The following is a 21,724-nucleotide window of genomic DNA, read 5'->3' as shown; positions in this document are numbered from 1 at the left end:
CGAAACAACGCTTTGTATAGAGATTCTAACTCAAGTCCAGACTAATTAGTCGCTTGAACCTTCTTTCTTTGGATTAAACAAAAAGATATTCATCAAAACAACCAAGCCAGAGATTATAGCGCTAGTGAATCCCACATTCATTAAATAGGGCGATTGCTGAACAAACAAGAAAGCCACCAAGCTAATTACTAAAAGGAACAGCAAAAGCCATTTTGAAAACACCCTGGTTTGGATATAGCGATTATTGAGATCCAGTAAATAAATATGTGTCGCTGCAAGAAGTAAGAGCATGTTTATTTTCCAAATTGAACGAATTTCGACCATTGAAAGCAAAAAGAATCCAAGCAGTAGTACCTGTGCAATCAATAATCCTCGATTAATGATTCGGAATGTTCCAGAGTTTATTTTGCTGATTGTTAATACCTGAAAAAACAAGAACAAGCAAGTAATAAAAAAGGGGAGTACTTTGGTCAATTTCCAAGAAAACTCGATCCAACCTAAGAAAAGTAGAATAAGTAGTGCGAGGAAAGCCCAAGCCAATAATGCAGGCCATTTAGCTTTCATGTGATGTTTTTATATATTTTACTGCAAATACGCAAACGTCGTCTACTTGATCAACATCGTGTTTCCAAGTATCAAAATTTTGTTGAATTTCGGTGTATTGCTCTTCCATACTCAAATGATAGATGGTAGAAAGAAGTACCTTGAAAGGTCTTGATTTGAATTTTTTCAAACGATCTCCACCAAACTGATCTACATATCCATCGGTATACAGATATACACAATCATTATGCTCTAATTGATACTCTTGTTGGTGGAAAGGTTTTGCATCAATGAATTGGCCGATTGGTTGTTTGTTTGGCTTCAATTCTATGATTTCCCCATTTCGTATAATAACACATTCGTTATTTGCTCCTGAGAACTTCAAGACACCTGTTTTTTGGTCAATAGAACAAAGTGCAATGTCCATTCCATCTTTCACATCAGCCTGACCTTCTGCGCGGAATGCATTGATTACAATTTCACGTAGCTTATCTAAAATTTCACTCGGTTCAGTCAACTTAAATTCATTGATTGCACGAAGTAATCCGTTATTCCCAACGATACTTACTAATGCTCCAGGAACACCATGACCTGTACAATCGACCGCTGAGAAAATCACTTTCCCTTGTACTTCTCGAGCCCAATAAAAGTCACCAGAAACAATGTCTTTTGGACGATAAAATACAAAATGTTGTTTGAATAATTCATTCAATCGAGTATGGGTTGGAAGAATCGTAGATTGAATGCGTTTTGCATAATGGATGCTATCTAGAATATCCATTGTTTTAGCCGTAATTTCTTCTTTTTGAATCTCTAATTGATGATTTTGTTCTGCAATTTCCTTTGTTCGCTCTTGAACAATCCCTTCTAGTTTTAGATTTTGACTTTTTACACGCTGGGTAGAAAGTTGAACAACTAAATAGATTAAGAAAATTAACAAAATCACATAAAAAACATACGCCCAAACGGTTCTGTACCATGGAGGAAGCACTACAATTTCATACGTTAACACCTCACTTTCTATTCCATAAGCTGATTTTGCCTTTACTTTAAAAGTATAATTACCTTCTGGGATTTTTTCAAAATTGGCGAAGTTGAGCGGTGACCATTGTGACCATTGATCACTAAATCCTTCTAATTTGTAACTGAAGTTGGTTGCTCCAAGACACGAGAATGAATTTGGATGGAAGAATAATTTGAATGAGTTTTGAGAATAGCTCAGACCTTCCAGTTTTTTGCTCTTTGCAACATTGTAAAGGAAACTTTTGCCATTTACCTCCAATCGATCAATTTGTACCTTGAACGAATTTCGGTTTTTGCGAATCGCATCTAAATTTAAAATAAAGAGTCCATCGTTGGCACCGATCCATACCTCATTTGCCGAAGGATTTTTTTCTGCTGCAAAGACTAATCCAGCATTCTTCAATCCAGTTAAAGGCCATACTTTCCATTCCCACTTCGCACCTCTTTTGTCAAACCATCCAGAAATGTTTTCGAATTTCCCGTCTTTTTTATCCTGATAAACGACCACCCAAAGTTGTTCATTATTTACATTGATAATTCGGTGAATTGTATTCTTATAGTTTTTAACCTTGAATGCTTTTGCTGGTTCGAAAGGAACAATTTTGCCACTTCTTTCATCGTAAACGAACATTCCGTTGGCAGTCCCGACAAAAACTTGACCTTTAAACTCTTCTACGTAGAAATTATTGTTTTGATCTTCTTTACTGAGACTCGGTATTGTAATTGTTTTAAATTTACGAGTATTCAAATCGTAAATTCCGATTCCTTTTGTTCGAATACTAAAGAAAATTTTGTTATCTAGATAGGCTAAACTGACGGTTTCTCCCCCAGCATCTTTAACCAATTCTTCGTATTCCCATTTTCCGGTTGAAAGCAATTTTAGTTTTGCTAATCCCGCTTCAAGAGTCAAATAAATGGAGTTGGGATCTTTTGGGTCTTTCTCAAATGCAATGGCGTATTGGTAGGAGGCCGAAACATGTTTGGAGGAAGCCGTATTCAAATCAAAAATACCATTGTACCCGATAATCATTGATTTATTTCCAGCACGTGTTTTAATTGTTTCGATGTCGAAAATGATTTCATCCATGGTTCCGAACGGAACAAGTTTGGTACTGAATTCAGATTTTTGAGGAGAAATAACCCCATTGTGAGTACCGATTAATGGAATTCCAGAATTGAAATCGATGGTTTCGATTTGTGAGGTCACACCTTCATTTTTATGAAAATAGGATAGGGGAGATCCTGTTTCAATAAATTGTATTCCATTTCCTAAACAAAGCCATAAGTTGAAATCATTGTCAAAAAATGAATGGTTGACTGTCAGGTTTGCCAAATCATCTTCCAAGTTGTATTCACGAATGATTTTACCAGATAAATCGCCGATTATCAATCCGTTATTTTCGGTGCTTACCAATAAGTAATTACCTGATTTTGCCACTGTATTGACAAAATATTTACTTAAACATGGAAACTTGGAAGGAGGTACAGAATCCCATTTTTGAATGTTTCCTGCGGTGTTTTTAACACTGAAAATTTTACTTTTTGCATCAGTGATGTACCAAATGTTATCAATCTGAAAACTTCCGCGAATGTTTTTAATATGAATAGAAAGTGGAAGATCAAGTTCTTTTAGCTTTGAATTCACCACATCATAATACAGGTAATCCTCTTTGCGAGACTTAAATTCAGCCTTTGATTGATAAGTCAATAAAACACCATTCAAAATTCGACAGGAGGTTTTACATTCTAATTCATTAAAAGCAACAGGAACTTCTATTTTTTTGTAGGAGCCATTTTTAAAAACGTACAATCCTTTTTCTGCAACGAAGAGGATCGAATTATCACCTAATTCAAAGATATTCCAAACCTGACCGATGTTGTTTTTGGTACCGCCGTAAAAAACGGGATAATAAACCAATTCGCCTTTACTGGAATAATCTAAGTAACCGAAGTTATTATCGCGACCAACATAAACTCGATCATCGGATGCTAAGTATAATTTGGAAACGTAGGTATCTGTGCAATTTTCCTGAATCGGTTTTTTTGTTTTTTCAGAATCTGTTTTGATTTTGGACCATTCTATTCCATTGAATGAAAGGATATCTTGTCTATTACCAAAAAGAACATCTCCATTGGCAGATTGAAGTCCAGTCCAAATCTGACCAGCGCTACCAAATTCATTGATTGAGAAATGTTTGGTATTAATTCGTCCTTGTAAAGTAATATTTTGAGCAGTAGAAAACACCGCAAGATGAACAGTAAACAGTATTAATAGAAGTATCCCTTTGTTTTTCAACATTTCATTCCGTTATTCGATACGAATATATAAATAAAAAAACACCTGAAGTGTATTTTTCTTCAGGTGTTTAGCTCAGTCTATGAACTGAAATATCAGTAGTTTATTTTTCTGCTTTTTTCAGTTGCGCAAACCAAATTCCAAAGTGCTCTTGCTCCTACATTGGCATCCCAATCACCTTCTTTTCCAGGAGATACTTCATTGAGGTCGAAACCAATGATTTTTTTACCAGATTCAACCAGTTGGAAGAAGAGATAATTGATTTGTTCTAGCTCAAATCCACCAACAACTGGAGTTCCTGTATTGGGACAAAGTGAAGGTAAAAGCCCATCAATATCAAATGAAATATAAACGCGATCTGGCAATTCATTCAGAATCATAGAGACTTGCTCTTTCCATGTTTGACCTTCAAATAATCCTTTTTTCAAGTCCCAATCGTAGAATGTTTTTACTCTGGGATCTGAATTTGAAAGCAATACTTCCGAATGTGCAATGTCGCGAATGCCAACTTGAACCAGTTTTTGAAGATTGTGACAAGATTGAAGAACATTGAACATAATACTTGCATGTGATTGCTGAAAACCTTCGTATGCTTCTCTCAAATCTGCATGTGCATCAATTTGAAGAATACCAAATGGTTCTCCTTGATCATTTAAAGCTTCCATTAAACCTAAGGGAGTACTGTGTTCACCACCAAGAACTGCTACAATTTTATTTTCAGCAAGTAATTTGGTAGCACGTTCTTTCAAGTTGTTTCTCAAAAGCTCTGATGTAGCATTCACTTTTTCAAGAACTTCATTGTATGGACTATTTTCATCCAATTCGCCGCCATCTTCCAAAAAACCAATGTATTGAACAGTATCAATACACATTTGGTCATTAATCTGTTTCATTTCGTCAGAAATTGGAGTCATGAAAACTTGCGTATTCCATGCTTCTGGCAACTGATGGTGGTAAAAATCCAATTGCGTACTTGCATCTAAAATTGCTTTTGGGCCATCACTAGTACCTTTTCCGTAAGAAGCCGTAGCATCCCAAGGAACAGGAATAATGACAATGTTTGCCGTCTCTTCAGCTACTGGAAAACCAAAAATATTTCCATTTGCAATTCCAACACCATTTGGATCAAATTTGGTTGAATTATCCATTAACTAGGGTTTTCACAAAGTTTGGTAATGCAAAACTTGCTTTATGGATGTCAGAGTTGTAATATTTCAATCCTTTAGCACTTACAAATTGATCAATCTCCGTTTCTTTAGAAATTGTTTTTGGTTGTGCGCTACCTTTTAATCCGTATTGAAAACTCCACATACCTGTTGGATAAGTTGGAACATAGAATAAAGAAATAGGAGCATTTTCTTTCCCGAAAATATGCTGTAATGTGATATTTAATTCAGTAAATGCCTGTTCGTTGAATTTGGGAGATTCTCCCTGAGCAACTAAAATTCCTCCTGGCTTCAAAATACGATGACAGTTTCTATAGAATTCAACGGAGAAAAGTCCTTCAGCAGGTCCAACTGGATCTGATCCGTCTACGATTACCAAATCAAACTCTTCATTTGCAGCTTCTCTTGCAAAAGCAATTCCGTCTCCAACAATTAGATTCAATTTTGGGTCATCAAATGAAGCAGCAATCGTTGGTAAGTGTTCTTTACAAGCTCTGATTACCTCTCCATCAATCTCAACCATTGTTACTTTTTCAACACCTTCGTGGCGCAAAAATTCACGAACAGTTCCACCGTCACCACCTCCAATAACCAAGATGTTTTTTGCATTTCCGTGTGTAAACATCGCTGGGTGAGAGATCATTTCGTGGTAATGAAATTCATCTTTTTCAGTTGTCATGAACATATCGTCCAATGTCAACAACTTTCCGTATTTCGGAGATTCTAGGATGCGTACACGTTGAAACGGTGATTGCACATCGAAGAAAACTTCTCCAGTGTAACGCAAAGAAAGACCTTGATTGTCATCTTTATCTGTAAACCACACATTACGGGTATACATTTCAGGATTAGACCATTCTCCCGCTTTTTGACGCATGGAAGAAATATCGAAATCATTTCTGGTTAGCAACTGAACAGCTCCGCGTTTCATTTCGAGCGCCGAATAGTTTTTTGCACCAAAGCATTCTTTCAAATAATCAAAAGAAATCCAAGCATCCATTTCCCCGCATGTAAATAAATCTACAGCAGCATAACCATATTCTGGCCATGTATGGATTGCCAAATGGCTTTCTTGAATTACAACGACACCAGAAACTCCGTAGGGAGAAAAATGGTGAAATGTAGAATTAATCACAGTTGCACCTGCTTTCAACGCCGCGTCTACCATGTCGCGCTCGATTGAAGATACATCATTCATAATGTGCGGATCGCACCCCATAAACTCAACAAGAATATGGTTCCCCAATGCATTACTCATTAGCTATTCAGTATAAATTATAAAAACGAGCGCAAAGGTACTGGTTTTAGATGGTTTAGAGTGTAATAATTGAAAAAATAATACAGAGTTAAAATTGCGAATTATGAATTTTCAAATTGCGAATTCAAGGAATTAGCAGTTATTACAAGTTATGAATTCCATTTTAAAGGGTAACCATATGGGGATAAATCGAATTAAAATTGTCAAAAATTAGGATGGTCATGTAGTTTTTAAAAATTGATAATCAAATAATTAAATGCTATCACTTAAAGTGTGTGACGTAATATTGCGGAATTACGTCAAATTTTTGAAATTGTTTTTTCTTCCATCCAATTCGAAATGGCTAGCATCACCTCCTTACTTTTTTCCAAATGTGGATGATGTCCACAAGAAGGAATTATTTTTCCGATTCTGCTGGCTTGATTTCTAACGATTGAATTGACTTGTTCTTCTGTTCCATATTGATCGTCTTTTCCTTGAATGGCTAAAACAGGAATAGTAAAAGATTGAATTTCTTGTCGGATATCCCAGGTTTTAAAACTAGGAGTAAGCCAAGTGTTTGACCAAGCATAAAACAAGGTTTTTGTTTTCGCTCCATGTATTTTATACAGGCCATCTAATTTTCCAGCCTCAAATGCTTCGATTGCAGGAAAAATTCCAGACAGTGTTTGGTCTTCCACAAATGTATGTGCTGCCATGGTTACGATAGCCTGAAGGTTTTTTGTATTTCGTGCTGCAAGAATCAAAGCAATACTTCCACCATCACTATGACCAATGAGGATGTATTTCTGTGTTGGATTTAAAACTTCGCGTAGAACGGCCATTGTTTCATCAGCATAATAATGCAAGTAATGAATATCTCGTTCTTGGTTTAATGCACTTGATTTTCCATGACCACTTCGTTCGATAACTATTCCAGCATGATGAAACGAATTACAAAGTTCTGAAGGGAAGTTTTTCCATTGAATGATACTTCCCAAGGCTTCGTGAAGAAATACCAAAATAGGTTTTGAATCTTCCAAAGATGCTTGGTTGATCCATTTGAGATTGATTTCTGTTGAATTTAGACTAATGATTTTTTCCATGGAGAAAAGTTCAATGGTTCAATAGTTTAAAAGGTTCAAATTAAATCTGAGTCTTGAACTCTTTGAACAATTAAACTTTTTGAACTTGTTGAAAAAGAAAAACCATCAGCCTATTGACCAATGGTTTTTAATAAAAAATGAGTATTTATTCGAATTAGTTTTTTACGCGCTCAACGTAAACACCAGTTCTTGTATCTACTTTAATGATTTCTCCCATGTCAATAAACAATGGAACTTTCACTTCTGCACCAGTAGCAATAGTTGCTGGTTTCATCGAGTTTGTTGCCGTATCACCTTTCACGCCAGGTTCTGTATATGTTACTTCAGAAATCACATACATAGGTAATTCAACAACCAATGGAATTTCATCGTTTGCATCATACAAAATACTACAAATCATTCCTTCTAATAGGAAAGCAGGTCTTTCAACCATTTTAGTTGGAATAGGAACTTGCTCAAAGTTTTCGTTATTCATGAAGATAAAGTTGTCATCTTCCTGATATAAGTATTGGTATTCGCGGTTTTCAACGCGTACAATCTCAATTTTATGTCCCGCAGAAAAAGTATTATCAATCACTTTACCAGTTTCAATGATACGCATTTTAGTACGTACAAATGCTGGACCTTTTCCTGGTTTTACGTGTTGAAATTCAATAATTTGACTAATCTTATCATTGAATTTAATACACAATCCGTTACGAATATCTGCTGTGGTTGCCATGCTTTTCTTTTATTGTTTTCGGGCGCAAATATAACCAAAATATCATCTGAAATTCGATTAAAATTTAACGTTTCATAAGACATTGCTATAGGATAGCTCAATTAATTCGATTACTTTTGTTGTCAATATGACAGTTTTACCTTTATTTCTAAGTGATATCGGCGGTTCGGAGATCGTTCTGATTTTGTTGGTTATATTGATGTTTTTTGGGTCGAAGAGTATTCCTGGAATTGCTCGTTCAATGGGTAAAACGATGCATCAGATCAAACAAGCTTCACAAGATGTTCAGAATGAGATTAAAAAATCTACTGGAGATCTGAAAGGTGATTTTAACTTGCAAAATGTCATGCGTGATACGATGGATGTGATTGAAAAGCCATTTAATGAAGAGGCTCGTAAAATGGATCAAATCATTCAAACGCCTACCGAATTTTCAAGACCTTTTGGAGTTCCAAATCCAGCTTCTACACCTGTTATTTCTGAACCATCAGAAGTTGCTGAAACCGTAGTGTCTTTAGATCAGCAAGTAAGCGAAGTTTCTGTTAAATCAGAAACAGACGAGAAATAAAAAGCCGACTTTCGACGGCTTTCTTTTTAATATCAATTTTCAATTCTTTTAATCTTCGTCTTGATACGTGTTTTCTTGCAATTTAAAATCTTTTCGTATTTCAGGATGAGATATTTCTCCACCCGAATTTCCAACTTCTTTGGCGAAATAAGCTCCAATAACACCAATAATTAATACGATAATGGAAGCTGGCATAGCCATGGATTTTTTCTTAAATTCTAAAAACAAAGCGATGACAGATAATGCAAGAATTCCCCACATAAAAGGCATTAACTCTTCTGCATGTTTTTCATGAATATGAATCAATGTTTCCGTTTCTTCTTCCTGATCAATTGTTGCTTGAATGGCATCCGGACAATCCATTGAGAGCGTTGTATTGCTCGAAGCATGCTCTACAATATGTTCTGCTCCTTCGCCTGTTGCATCAGAAATTTGTGCGGTAATTCCTGCTATAATAAATAACAATAAGCCAACTCTTCTTGTTACGGATGACTTTGCTAGAATTCCGATGAGAAGTACAATGATTCCTAAAACTAATCCGATAATAGGAAAATGATTAATAATTAAGTGCGAATGAGCTGCGTTCATAAAAATTTAGTTTGTGCCGAAAATACAAGAATAATCAGGATTTACAGCACTTTTGAGATTAATTTCCCTAGAAAAATCATTCATTCAAAAGCTTAGCTAGACTTTCGCCTACTAATGAACCTATTGCAACTCCCATTCCTCCAAGTCTTACTCCAACAGCACAATTTTGATTGATTTTTTCTATGATTGGAGATTTTTCTTCACCAATTCCCATCGTTCCAGACCAGCGGTATTCAACAGTGAATGATTGTTTTGGAAGAATATTTTCGGAGAGAATTTCTTCCAGTTTATTCTGAATCAAGGATGTTTGATCTAAATTGAAGGTGTTTTCTGCTTTGAAATCTAAATTTCTACCTCCGCCAAAGAGAATGCGATTTCCCACATTTCTAAAATAGTAATATCCCTTTTCTAGATGAAACGTCCCTTTTACTGGAAGGTTTGGAATTTCTGAAGTAACTAAAACCTGGGCTCTTGCTGGCTCAACGGCTAAGTTTGGGAGCAGTTTTTTTGCAAATCCATTCACAGTGATTCCCGTCTTTTTAGCTTTTATTTCACCGTAATTGGTTTCTAGAATAACGCCTGTTTGACTGGGTTCAATCAATTTTACCTCAATTCCAAATAAGGTAATAATTCCGTTTTTTGCTAAATCTTTTTGAGTAGCCAATAGTAATTTCCCAGTATCAATTGCTCCTTCAAGTTGATTAAAATAACCTCCTTGGAATCCTTCTAATCCAAATTTTGATTTTAAATCTGCTTCAAAAGAATAGCAATTTTTCTGTCCAGTAATCAATTCAATTTGCTGATTCAGGTATTCTAATTTTGGGTGATAAATTGCACTATCTGATTTGTTTTTCAGCAAGTCATACGAACCGCAATTTTGATAATCTAATTCGGAATGCTTGTAGCGTTCGAGCAACCTTTTTAGTCCTTGATATCTAAGATTTACAGTATTCCAAACGGTCTCTTCAGACGATGTCTCAAGGTCGTCAAGTAGCTCGGTGACACTGCCAAAACAAGCAAAACCTGCATTCTTTGTGCTTGCTCCAAGAGGCAAATAACTTCGTTCCAAAATGACGATTTTTGCACTTGGATTTTTACTTCTCAATTCCAATGCACATGCGGAACCAACTATTCCACATCCAACTATCAGAAAATCAATATCTTCTAAAAGAGTAACTTTTTCCCAAAAACTGAGTTGTTTAAATTGAATCATAGCACAGAAAATGAAGTTTTTTGCGATATTTGTATGAATAAATTGAACTAATTTAAACCAAAATTAATTTCGGTTGTACTACAACGAGAATAAACTAAAAACATGAGAGTGAAACTCCTTATTTTATTATCCTTTTTCTTTTTGACGAATTTAGCAATTGGTCAAACGAAAGTACCATTTAAAGTGACTGTTTATGATAAAGCTACAGGGAAGAAGGAAGCTGGTGTTAGTGTAAAACTATACGAAGGCTCTACTGTCTTAAAAACCGTTACATCTGATGGTACAGGTATCATTCAATTGAGCTTGGACGGAAAGAAAAAATACAAACTTGAATTTTCAAAATCTGGCAAGGTTACTCGATACGTGACTATCGATTTAAAAAATGTAGACGACGAACTGATTCAAGGTGCAAATGCTCCGAAAGGGGAATTGGATATGTCTTTGTTTGATCAACTTCCAAACATTGATTACAGCTATGTTACTTCTAATCCTGCCACAGAATACTATTTTGACCCTACAATTTCTCAAAATTTAGAGTATGATACTGTTCTTGCCGATAAAATGAAAAAAAAGGTCGATAAGATTCTAAAAGATGCTGAAGGAGCTGAAAAGCAAGGCGAAGCAAATTATAATTCGATTATAAAACAAGCAGATGCTTTATTTGTGGCTAAGAAATACCAAGAAGCATTGACTCAATATGAATCAGCATTATCTATCAAAGGGAAGGAAATGGAGAAACATCCAAGTGATAGAATAAATGAAATTCAGGGTATCTTAAATGCAGCAAAATCGGCAAACTTAGCAAACTCCCAATTGGATAGCGAATACAAAGCATTGATTACTTCTGCAGATGGATTGAGAGATCAAAAGAAATACCCTGAAGCAATTGCTCGTTATAATGAAGCTTTGGGAAAAAAGCAGGAACAATATCCAAAAGATCAAATTGAAGCATGTGAATTAGCAATAATTGCAGCGAAGAAAGATGCAGAAAGTGCTGCTAAATACGATGCAGCTATGAAGGCTGGTGATGGATTTTATGGTCAGAAAAGTTGGATGGCTGCAAAGGACAAATACAAAGAAGCTCTCAAAGCCAGACCAGGTGATGCCACTGCAACTGCGAAATTGGCAGATATTGATGGGAAATTGAATGTTCAGAAAACAGAACAAGATCAAAAGAAAAAATACAACGATGCCGTTGCGGCTGGAGATGCACTATTAGCAGAAGAGAAATGGGCTGATGCAAAAGCAAAGTATACAGAAGCTTTGACATTTGAAGCGGCAGCAACCTATCCGAAAGAAAAAATCAAAGAGGCTGATGCTAAGCTTGCTGAAATTGCGAAAGCAAATGCTCTCAAAGAGCAAATTGCTAAATTATTGGAAGAAGGAAGTACAGCTTTCACTTCAAAGCAATTACCAGCAGCAAAAGCAAAATTTGAACAAGTATTAGTACTTGATAAAGAGAATGCGGAAGCTAAATCAAAGTTAGTGGAGGTTGAAAAGCAAATCGAGTTTGAAAAAGCAAATGCAGAAAAAATTGCAACCGCAAAGAAATTAGTTCTTGAAGGAGATGCTTTGGATAAAGCTGCTAAACCTGTAGATGCAAAAGCGAAGTATCAAGAATCAATTGGGTTAATTCCGGATGTAGCTGTTCAAGCAAAAATTGATGCGATTGATTTGAAATTGAAAGCAGAAGCAAATAAAGCAGAACAGAAAGCTAAATTCGATCAAGCAATTTTGGATGGTGACGCTGCTTTAGCAACATCTAATTTTGAAGTCGCAAAAAAGAAATACGAAGAAGCACAAATCTTGGACGCCGCATCGCAAGTTCCAAAACAAAAACTAATCGAGCTTGGAAAAAAAGAAGCACAAGCAAATGCAGAAAAAGATAAAAATCAAAAGTATTTGGAGACTTTCAATGCTGCAGTAACTGCTCTTACTTCGAAAGATTATACAACTTCTAGAGATAAATTTAAAGCTGCTATTGCGATCGATGGTTCAAAACAAGAAGCGAAAGATAAATTAGCAGAAGTTGAGAAAATTATTGCAGATAATGCACAAAGTCTTGCTCAAAAAGAAAAATACGATCAAACTCTAAAAGCTGGAAATGATTTGTTGATTTCAAATAAATTAGTAGAAGCAAAAAAGAAGTTTGAAGAGGCTTCTACATTAGATCCTTCTCAAATTATTCCAAAAGAAAAAATCAAAGAAGTTGATGCTCTCATAGCAAAAGCAGATAAAGAAAAACAAATTACAACCTTATTGACTGAAGGCTCTACAGCATTTGGGAAGAAAGATTTAGCTGGTGCGAAAGCGAAATACCAACAAGTTCTTGCACTCGATCAATCAAATTCAGTTGCTTCTGAAAAGATGTTAGAGATTGCTAAATTGGAGAATGATCAAGCGAGTGAATCTCAAAAACAAGCGACATTTGAAAAATTGAAGATGGAAGGAATGGCTTTCCAAAATCAAAATAAATATGCTGAAGCGAAACAAAAATACTTAGAAGCAAAAGCAATCAAATCGGATGATGATATTGAAAAGGCAATTGTTTGGTGTGATAAGAAAATTGCAGATGAATTAAAAGATGCGGAGTTAAATAAAAAATACAATACGGTTTTAACAGAAGCTAAAAATTTAGAAGCAGCAAAAAAATACGATGAAGCAATTGTAAAATACACCGAAGCAATAGCTGTTAAAAATGAGCAAGAGCCCAAAAATAGAATTGAAGCAATAAAAGCTTTGAAAGAGGCGAGTGCAGAACAATTAAAAGTGGAAGCAGATTATTTAGCAGCAATTAAAAAAGGAGACGATTTAGTTGCCGCAAAGAAATATACGGATGCCATTCAATCGTACAATGCTGCGCTTGTTTTGAAACCGTACGAGAAGCTTCCAGTTGAAAAGGCAGAAAATGCCAAGAAACTATCAGAAGGTGAGCCAAGTGATAACGATGCCGCGTACCAAAAAATAATTGATGTAGGGAATAAAGCTTTTGAAGAAAAAAACTATTCTAAAGCAAAAGATATGTATAATCGTGCGATTGGATTTAGACCAGCAGATCCATATCCAAAACAACAGTTAACGAAAATAGACGAGCTAGAAAAAGAGGAGAAATTGGCGCTCGACAAGCAAAATCAGTTTGTGAAGAAGATGTCTGAAGCAGAGGCATTGGCGAAAGCAAATAAATTGGAAGAAGCTATTACAGCTTACAAAGCTGCGAAAACAATAAAACCGGATGATGTGGTTCCTGATCAAAAGATTGCGGAGCTTCAATCGCTGATTGCAAATAAAGTGGATCCTGCTGTAGAAGAACAAAAATTATATGACGCTGCGATATCTCGAGGAAACAATGCTGCTTCTGGTAAAGATTACAACGGGGCGATTTCTCAGTATGAAGAAGCATTAAAACATAAAGCAAAAGATCAGGTGGCATTAAACAAAATTGCTGAAATGCGTCAGATTTTGGATGATGTTGCAAAAGAGAATACAGCGAATCAGGAATTACAAGCATTGATAGCAAACGCAGATCAAGAATTTAATGTAGGACAGTGGTCAAACGCAAAATCTGCGTATGATAAAATTCTCACTAAATATCCTTCAAATACCTATGCTTATGAGCAATCTAAGAAGGCTGAGTTGAAGTTAAGAGAGCAGGGGGAACAAGAGAAGGAGAGAGTTTACAGAAACCTACTTAATGGGGCAGACGATAAATTGGCAAATGCCAATTATAAGAAAGCAAAAGAGTTGTATGAACGTGCTGTGACGCAAAGACCTTCTGATCCATATCCTAAACAAAAATTGACAGAGATTCAGAATATTTTGAATCCACCAGTTGCTCAAGTGCCAGCACCCAAACCTGAAAACAATGAGCTAGAATTGAAAAACTTGGGTGAGCCGACGGATAACTCCTTAGATGAAGGTGCTAAAAAATTACAAGAAGCATCAAACACCCGTAAAGGAAGAACTCCACGTAAAATGATTGAGAAACTTCGTGGTACAACTGATAGATCTGAGGAATTAGCTGATAAACAGAACAATGCAGCACTTTCTGCTGATAGTACTTTTGGCGAAATTAGAGTGGATGAAACCAAGCGTATTGCAGCTGCAGATGCAAAAGTTCAAAACAATGTAGATGTAATGGCGGATAAAAGTTCCACATTAACAAAAAGCACCGAAGAGAATAATACAATCAAGGAATTGAATATTGTTAACCAAAAACAGCAATTGGAAGCAGCAAATGAAGCGGTTATTCAAACGAATAATACTTTAGATGGCGGATTTGTTGAAAATAATGAGAAGATTAAAGTATCCAATAATAAATTGGGTGAAACAACTGTAATTCTATCAAATGAAGCTCATGACGAGATTATTAAGAATGATGTGAAGTACAATGAGATAAAAATTAAAATCGAGGAAAATAGTCAGGACGACCTACAAGAACGCTTAGCGGAAGAAAAGAAGGTTAGAGATGCATTTGTTGTTCAAGTCGATTTAGATAAAAAGAATGCAGATCGTGCACTTGCAGATGGTGTTGATACAAAAGCGGTGTTGGTTACCGTTGAAAACAATATATCGATTAAAACAACAGAGGATAAAAAACTATCCGAAAACAATGACAATAAATTAAAGGAGATAGATCGTGTTAATAAGGAAAACAATGTAAAAAGCAATGATGCTCATATTGAAAATTCTCAAAAATTCGCAGCGAAAAATAGTCAAACTGAAATTATTGTGGCAGATGGGGTTTCCAAGCGAGTAATTTTACATGATGAAAACACCAATATCATCGAAAATAAAAGAGATGAGAAAACGGAGATAGATCGCGCTGATTATAATAAAGCTTACCTTAAGAATATTGATAACAAAAACACCTTGAATAATGGAGTTGTTGAAGTGGAGAAAAGGAATAATCTTCCTTCAATTGCCTCAGCTGAAAATAATGATGCATTCAAACAAATTCAAACAAATAGCGTGAATGTTGATGGAGAAAGGAATGTTTTGAATAGTTCTAAAATTGTTGAGAACAAAGCTGCTTTAACTAAAACCCAAGTAGAAATCCAAGACAACGCGGGGAAAAATACGCAGGCTGAAGATAATGATCTTTTAATTAAGAATTCAAAGAAAGAATTGGGAACGACAACTCAAATACAAAACGAAAAAAATATTGATAAAACACAAGCTACTAAAAAACAAATCAATGATATTGAATCAAAACAACCAGTGAAAGTATCATCAGGTACTTATGATGTTGATTTAACGAAATATCCAGAAGGTGTTAATCAAGAACAATTTGATCAATTGGGACCAGACGGATTGCTTTCTGCAGTTGTAACTAGAAGAGTTGTTGTGAAAGAAGGAAAAGCAGATATTTATCTGAGAACGCAAACAATTGATGTCATTACCTATTCTAAAAATGGAGCTCCATGTACTGAATTAGTTTGGCAGCGGGAGACACAAGATGCAAAATTGAAACGTAATTACTAAAATTCAACAGAAATGAAAGAAAGACTGTGAGTAACTATTTTTACTCGCAGTTTTTTTTTGGACTCAATCTTGTAATTTCGATTTAAATTAAATTCCAATTTTATGAATGTTCATTTTATTGCAATTGGCGGGAGTGCCATGCATAATTTAGCAATTGCTTTATCTCGAAAAGGTGCTGTTGTAACAGGATCTGACGATGAAATATTTGAACCTTCAAGAACTAGATTGGAGAAGCAAGGAATTTTACCAGATTCAATAGGCTGGTTTCCAGAAAAAATAACCAGTGATTTAGATGCTGTGATTTTAGGAATGCACGCCAGAGAAGATAATCCGGAATTATTAAAAGCGAAAGAATTAAATATTCCGATATACTCATACCCAGAATATTTATACGAGCAAAGTAAAAATAAATACAGAATAGTAATCGGAGGAAGCCACGGTAAAACAACGATTACTTCGATGTTGCTTCATGTAGTGAATGCTCTTGGCCTGAATGTAGATTATATGGTTGGGGCTCAATTGGAAGGTTATGATTGTATGGTGAAGTTAACGGACGAAGCTAAATTCATGATACTGGAAGGTGATGAGTATTTGAGTTCACCCATTGATAGAAGACCAAAATTTCATTTGTACAAGCCAAATACAGCATTAATCAGTGGAATTGCTTGGGATCACATTAATGTTTTTCCAACTTGGGAGAACTATGTGGAGCAATTCAGAATCTTTTGTGACGTTATTGAACCAGGGGGGATCTTAATCTATAATATGGAAGATCCGACTTTGAAAGAGCTTGGAGAAGAATTTGAAGCCAAATTAGATACGATTGCTTATCAAACGCCTTCATACCGAACTACGGATTCTGGAACAGTGATGAGTTTTGATGGAAAAGAATATGAATTAAATATTTTTGGAGCGCATAACCTTCAAAATTTAGTTGGAGCAATGCATTTAGCAGAATCAATGTATATTTCAAATCATGACTTTCTAACCGCCATTAAAACGTTTAAAGGTGCTGGAAAACGTCTTCAGAAGGTTGTGGATTGCAACTCATTCACGATGTATAAAGACTTTGCGCATTCGCCTTCTAAATTGAAAGCTACGACTTCAGCGGTGAAAGAACAATATCCAACTCGAAATGTGGTTGCTTGCATGGAATTGCATACTTTTTCATCGCTCAGAAAAGAATTCTTGCCGCTTTATGATGGAGCAATGAATGCTGCAGATGAAGCCTTGGTTTATTTTAGTCCAGCTGTGGTTGCACATAAGAAATTAGAACCTTTAACGATTGAGCAAGTTCAAGCTGCTTTTGGAGGAAAGGTAAAAGTAGTGAATGAAACAAGCGAAGTGCTCGAATTTATCAAAGCGAATAACTGGGATAATTCAGTGCTTTTAATGATGTCTTCAGGAAATTTTGATGGGATTGATTACGAAAGACTGGGAGAAGAACTTTTACTTAGCTTGTCTAAATAAGAGTCTTCTATAAATGATTGTTAGTACCAATGAGTTGATTACCGAAAGCATCAACATTCCTAAAAGAGAAATGGTCATGACTGTGCTTGCTTGATACCAAGGTTTAATACTTTCAGCAGATTTTCGAAGAATTTCCTCTTTTGACAAGGCTTCAAATTCCGGTCGCGCTTCTTTAAATTTCTTCAACTCAACAGGATTGTCAACTAGCTTCTCCATTGATTCTTGAATGACCGCAATTTGATTTTCATTATAAGCTGGATCTATTTTAGCGTAATAAACATAAATTAATCCCCCAACAATAAGGGTGTAAATCATACCGATTCCTAAAATAGATTTGATATCGCCTAAAGCAGAACTTTCGCTTCGAATCTCTTTTCGTTTTTCAATTAAACTTCCAACAGACATTGCAAGGAGCAAACACAAAATATTCCACATAACTTGAATGGGATATTTTTCTGTTGATTGAAAGAGTTGGAAATAAAAAAAGCAGTATTTGCCTAAAAACCAGATGCCTGTAAATAATAAAGCAATTTTTGTTGATGTGCGCATGTTTAAACTTAAAAAAAAGTCCCTCCGCCGTTATGGAGGAAGGACTCAACTATTTATGAATTCATTGATACTAAAAACTCTTCGTTGGAACGGGTGTTTTCCATGTGTCCTTTCACAAATTCCATTGCTTCTACAGGGTTCATGTCTGCAATAAACTTGCGCAGTAACCAGATTCTTTGAAGTACATCTTTTCCAACCAACAAATCCTCACGTCTTGTTCCAGAAGAAATAATATCGATTGCTGGATAAATTCTTCTGTTGGAAATCTTACGATCTAATTGAAGCTCCATGTTACCAGTTCCTTTAAACTCTTCAAAGATTACTTCGTCCATTTTGGAACCTGTTTCCGTTAATGCAGTTGCAAGAATGGAAAGAGACCCTCCGTTTTCAATTTTACGCGCAGCTCCGAAGAAACGTTTTGGTTTGTGTAATGCATTTGCATCCACACCACCCGAAAGTACTTTTCCAGAAGCAGGAGAAACAGTATTGTATGCACGGGCTAGACGTGTGATGGAATCTAATAGAATAACAACATCATGTCCACATTCTACCATGCGTTTTGCTTTCTCCAAAACGATATTAGCAACTTTTACATGGCGATCTGCTGGCTCGTCAAAGGTTGAAGCTACAACTTCTGCTTTTACGCTTCTAGCCATATCCGTTACCTCTTCAGGTCGCTCATCAATTAATAATACGATTAAGTATACTTCTGGATGATTTGCAGCGATTGCGTTTGCAACATCCTTCAACAACATGGTTTTACCTGTTTTAGGTTGTGCTACAATCATTCCACGTTGTCCTTTTCCAATTGGAGCGAATAAATCCATGACACGTGTCGACATAGATTCTTCTTTGTGGCCAGTTAATTTGAATTTCTCATCCGGAAATAGGGGAGTCAAGTATTCAAAAGGAACACGGTCACGAATATAACTTGGATCTCTACCGTTAATAGAGTCTACTTTTACTAATGGGAAGAATTTCTCACCTTCTCTTGGTGGACGAATTGTTCCTCTGACAGTATCACCTGTTTTAAGTCCGAATAATTTAATCTGACTTTGAGAAACGTAAACATCATCCGGAGATGGTAAGTAATTATAATCCGAAGAACGCAAAAACCCGTAACCATCTTGAATCACCTCTAAAACTCCCTCAGCGGTAACAATTCCAACTAAGTTGTAAGCTTCCTCATCAATTTTCTCTTCTTGTTGTTGAGAATTTTGATTTTGCGGACGATTCTGATTGGGATTTTGATTCCCATTCGGGTTTTGATTCGGATTTCGTTGTTGGTTGTTCTGATTTTGTTGGTTCGGATTGCGCTGATTGTTATTCTGACGCTCCTGGTTTTGATTATTGGGTTGATTTTGATTCCCTTGGTTCGAATTTCCTTGAGCTTCTCCTGGCGTTGAATTTGTTTGATTCTCTCCTGGATTATTGGTTTTTGGTTTATTCTGATTTGGGTTATTTCTATTTGCGTTATTGTTTTGGTTCGGGTTTGGACGATTTTTATTCACTAATCGTTCAAATGGGCGTATTGGTGCCGGTTGTCCCTCTTTTGAAGTTGTTTCTGTCGCTGAAGCAGCTGCAGGAGTTTCTTCAGGTTTTGCTTCTTCAGTAGTTTCTTGCTTTGAAACTTCATTCTGAGCATCAGCAACTTTCGGAGCAGGCGCATTATCCGCAGGAATACGTTTACGCTTTTCAGTTTTTACCGCGGGTTTTTCATCTACCGATTCCGTTTTTGGAGCTTCATTAGTAAATAAATCTGCTGTTGGGACTTGTGCCATGGCTGAAGCTGTTGGCGACATGCGATCAGCTTTCGGCTCAGATTCTTTTTTTGCTTTCGGCTTAGCTGCAACTTTCTCTACTTCTGGAGTACTTGTTGAATTGGCTTGAATTTGATCAATCAACTCATTTTTTTTGAATGATTCAACTTTTTTAACTCCAAGAGATTTAGCAATTTCCCTTAATTCTGGTAATAACTTACCTTCTAAGTCTTTATTATTCATATAAGATTGTGGACTATTTGTGTTGTATTCGATTGAATACGTGCGAAAAGCTTTGTGATTTCAAAAATGATGTTGCAATATTACAAATATTCCTTAGACATGAACATAGTTTCTGATTTTTTTTCAAAAAAAAACCGTTTTGTTTTCATTTTTATCCTGCTAAATTTGTGCTCATTGCTGAAATCGGTTTAAAATTGTCCCTATGAAAAACAATAAAAAAATTGCTCTAATTCTCACAATAGCTATATTTTATGCCGTCTTGGTTCTAATAAGATTGTTTAATAAAGATGTTGATCCTGTTGGCTTGATGATTATGGGAACTTTCTTCGGAACGATTGTAGGAGGAAGTATTGCAGCTTGGTTTTTGTTCAGAAACAATCGAAATTTACTCTTTTATCTGGGGATTTATACAGCAATTGCTGGAATGTTTTATGTTGAAAGGATAAATGATTTTTATATTATAGGACATATTTTGAAATTCATTTTGATGGGAATGCTTATTGGCTTCTCAATCAGGACGAAGAAACTGTCAATTTGGATCTTTTCATCGATGATTATTGGTGTTGCTATTGGTTTGGATTTTCCTGAATTATCACTCGAATTTAAACGCTTTGGAGATATTTTCTTGCGTTTGATTAAAACATTGGTTGCACCTTTGATCTTTTCAACATTAGTAGTTGGAATTGCTGGACACAGTAGCTTGAAACAAGTAGGTCGAATTGGCTTGAAGAGTATTATTTACTTTGAAATTGTTACAACATTCGCATTGTTTTTAGGATTGGCGGCAATCAATATTTCTCAAGCTGGAAAAGGAGTTCAGCAAGTGGAGGTATCTGAACAAATGAAAGAGAAATCATCTGAATTATTACTTCAATTGGAAAAGCCCAAAGATCATTTCGTAGATATTTTTCCGGAAAATTTTGCCAAAGCGATTGTCGAAAATCAAGTACTTCAAATTGTGATTTTCTCATTGATTTTTGCAATAGCCTTGAGCATGGTTCAAAACATAAAACACAAGGAAACAATGCTCAATTGGATGGAAAGCATGTCGGAAGTCATGTTTAAGTTTACGGATATTGTGATGTATGTGGCTCCTTTCGCTGTTTTTGGTTCAATCGCATATACAGTAGCGAATTCTGGAACGGAAGTGCTCGGGAATCTTATGAAATTGGTAGGAACTCTTTATGTAACCTTAATCATTTTTGTCTTAGTAGTTCTCCTTCCAATAGCATTGATTGCAAAAGTACCCATTCGCGCATTTCTGAAAGCGGTTACAGAACCTGTTTCAATTGCATTTGCAACGGCGAGTAGTGAGGCTGCATTGCCAAAAGCTCTTGAAAATATGGAGCGGTTTGGGATTTCGAAGAAAATTGTTGGATTTGTCATTCCAACAGGATATTCTTTCAATTTGGACGGAACAACACTCTATTTGTCGATGGCTACCGTATTCGTGGCTCAAATGAGTGGCGTAGATTTATCAATTGGACAACAAATCATGATTTGTTTAACATTGATGCTTACTAGTAAAGGGGTTGCAGGAGTTCGAGGTGCCTCATTTGTAATTCTCACAACGACATTGATGGATTACAAGCACTTGGGAATTAGCGTGGAAAAGGCAGGAATTATTCTTGGGATTGATGCATTAATGGATATGGCACGAACTTCGGTGAATGTTTTGGGGAATTGTCTTGCTTCTGCAGTAATTGCCAAAAGCGAAGGTGAGTTATTAGTACAAAAAAACGACGAATAATATTATTACT

The 21,724-nt window shown here is 35.8% G+C and carries 14 protein-coding genes; 4 read left to right on the top strand and 10 right to left on the bottom strand.

Annotated features, from left to right (window positions below; all coding sequences use genetic code 11):
* Nucleotides 1-45 precede the first annotated feature (45 nt).
* The 6 genes from FLUTA_RS18205 to efp form a co-directional block, all read right to left on the bottom strand.
* Nucleotides 46-564 carry a hypothetical protein gene (locus tag FLUTA_RS18205; RefSeq protein ID WP_013688380.1) on the bottom strand — a complete coding sequence of 173 codons (519 nt, stop codon included), beginning with the start codon at nucleotides 562-564 and terminating at the stop codon, nucleotides 46-48.
* Nucleotides 554-3,865 carry a SpoIIE family protein phosphatase gene (locus FLUTA_RS18200; protein WP_013688379.1) on the bottom strand — a complete coding sequence of 1,104 codons (3,312 nt, stop codon included), beginning with the start codon at nucleotides 3,863-3,865 and terminating at the stop codon, nucleotides 554-556. The genes FLUTA_RS18205 and FLUTA_RS18200 overlap by 11 nt, the downstream gene beginning before the upstream one ends.
* Before the next feature lie 92 nt (nucleotides 3,866-3,957).
* Nucleotides 3,958-5,010: an agmatinase family protein gene (locus FLUTA_RS18195; protein ID WP_013688378.1), complete on the bottom strand. Its 1,053-nt coding sequence runs from the start codon at nucleotides 5,008-5,010 to the stop codon at nucleotides 3,958-3,960.
* The gene (gene speE / locus FLUTA_RS18190) at nucleotides 5,003-6,286 is read right to left on the bottom strand and encodes a polyamine aminopropyltransferase (RefSeq protein ID WP_013688377.1); all 1,284 of its coding nucleotides are present in this window, start codon (nucleotides 6,284-6,286) and stop codon (nucleotides 5,003-5,005) included. Before speE ends, FLUTA_RS18195 begins: the two co-directional genes overlap by 8 nt.
* 299 nt (nucleotides 6,287-6,585) lie before the next feature.
* Nucleotides 6,586-7,371: an alpha/beta fold hydrolase gene (locus FLUTA_RS18185; protein ID WP_013688376.1), complete on the bottom strand. Its 786-nt coding sequence runs from the start codon at nucleotides 7,369-7,371 to the stop codon at nucleotides 6,586-6,588.
* A gap of 154 nt (nucleotides 7,372-7,525) precedes the next feature.
* A complete protein-coding gene (gene efp / locus FLUTA_RS18180; RefSeq protein WP_013688375.1) occupies nucleotides 7,526-8,092 on the bottom strand; it encodes an elongation factor P in 567 nt (188 codons plus the stop codon).
* Nucleotides 8,093-8,219: 127 nt separating this feature from the next.
* Between efp and FLUTA_RS21250 the strand changes: the two genes are divergently transcribed.
* Nucleotides 8,220-8,660, top strand: coding sequence for a twin-arginine translocase TatA/TatE family subunit (locus FLUTA_RS21250; RefSeq protein WP_013688374.1), 441 nt, complete (start codon nucleotides 8,220-8,222; stop codon nucleotides 8,658-8,660).
* Nucleotides 8,661-8,708: 48 nt separating this feature from the next.
* Here the strand turns inward: FLUTA_RS21250 and FLUTA_RS18170 are convergent, their stop codons facing one another.
* On the bottom strand, nucleotides 8,709-9,248 hold the full coding sequence (locus tag FLUTA_RS18170; protein WP_013688373.1) for a hypothetical protein: 540 nt from the start codon (nucleotides 9,246-9,248) through the stop codon (nucleotides 8,709-8,711).
* A gap of 76 nt (nucleotides 9,249-9,324) precedes the next feature.
* The gene (locus tag FLUTA_RS18165; protein WP_013688372.1) at nucleotides 9,325-10,461 is read right to left on the bottom strand and encodes an NAD(P)/FAD-dependent oxidoreductase; all 1,137 of its coding nucleotides are present in this window, start codon (nucleotides 10,459-10,461) and stop codon (nucleotides 9,325-9,327) included.
* A gap of 102 nt (nucleotides 10,462-10,563) precedes the next feature.
* On the opposite strand from FLUTA_RS18165, the gene FLUTA_RS18160 reads away from it, so the two are divergent.
* Entirely contained in the window at nucleotides 10,564-15,942 is a 5,379-nt protein-coding gene (locus FLUTA_RS18160; protein WP_013688371.1) for a hypothetical protein, read from the top strand.
* Between the two features lie 102 nt (nucleotides 15,943-16,044).
* Complete coding sequence (locus FLUTA_RS18155) at nucleotides 16,045-17,412, top strand: UDP-N-acetylmuramate--L-alanine ligase (protein ID WP_013688370.1); 1,368 nt, start codon at nucleotides 16,045-16,047, stop codon at nucleotides 17,410-17,412.
* Here FLUTA_RS18155 and FLUTA_RS18150 read toward each other — a convergent pair.
* Both FLUTA_RS18150 and rho read right to left on the bottom strand, forming a co-directional pair.
* The gene (locus FLUTA_RS18150) at nucleotides 17,392-17,961 is read right to left on the bottom strand and encodes a DUF4199 domain-containing protein (RefSeq protein ID WP_013688369.1); all 570 of its coding nucleotides are present in this window, start codon (nucleotides 17,959-17,961) and stop codon (nucleotides 17,392-17,394) included. The two genes, FLUTA_RS18155 and FLUTA_RS18150, sit on opposite strands and share 21 nt — an antisense overlap.
* Before the next feature lie 53 nt (nucleotides 17,962-18,014).
* Complete coding sequence (gene rho, locus FLUTA_RS18145) at nucleotides 18,015-19,964, bottom strand: transcription termination factor Rho (protein ID WP_013688368.1); 1,950 nt, start codon at nucleotides 19,962-19,964, stop codon at nucleotides 18,015-18,017.
* Nucleotides 19,965-20,166: 202 nt separating this feature from the next.
* Between rho and FLUTA_RS18140 the strand changes: the two genes are divergently transcribed.
* On the top strand, nucleotides 20,167-21,714 hold the full coding sequence (locus tag FLUTA_RS18140) for a dicarboxylate/amino acid:cation symporter (RefSeq protein ID WP_013688367.1): 1,548 nt from the start codon (nucleotides 20,167-20,169) through the stop codon (nucleotides 21,712-21,714).
* Nucleotides 21,715-21,724 lie beyond the last annotated feature (10 nt).

This window comes from Fluviicola taffensis DSM 16823, assembly GCF_000194605.1.
In the GTDB taxonomy this organism is placed as follows: Bacteria; Bacteroidota; Bacteroidia; order Flavobacteriales_D; family Crocinitomicaceae; genus Fluviicola; species Fluviicola taffensis.
Note: the sequence above shows the minus strand (reverse complement) of the source record. Positions and strands in the feature narration are given on the sequence as shown.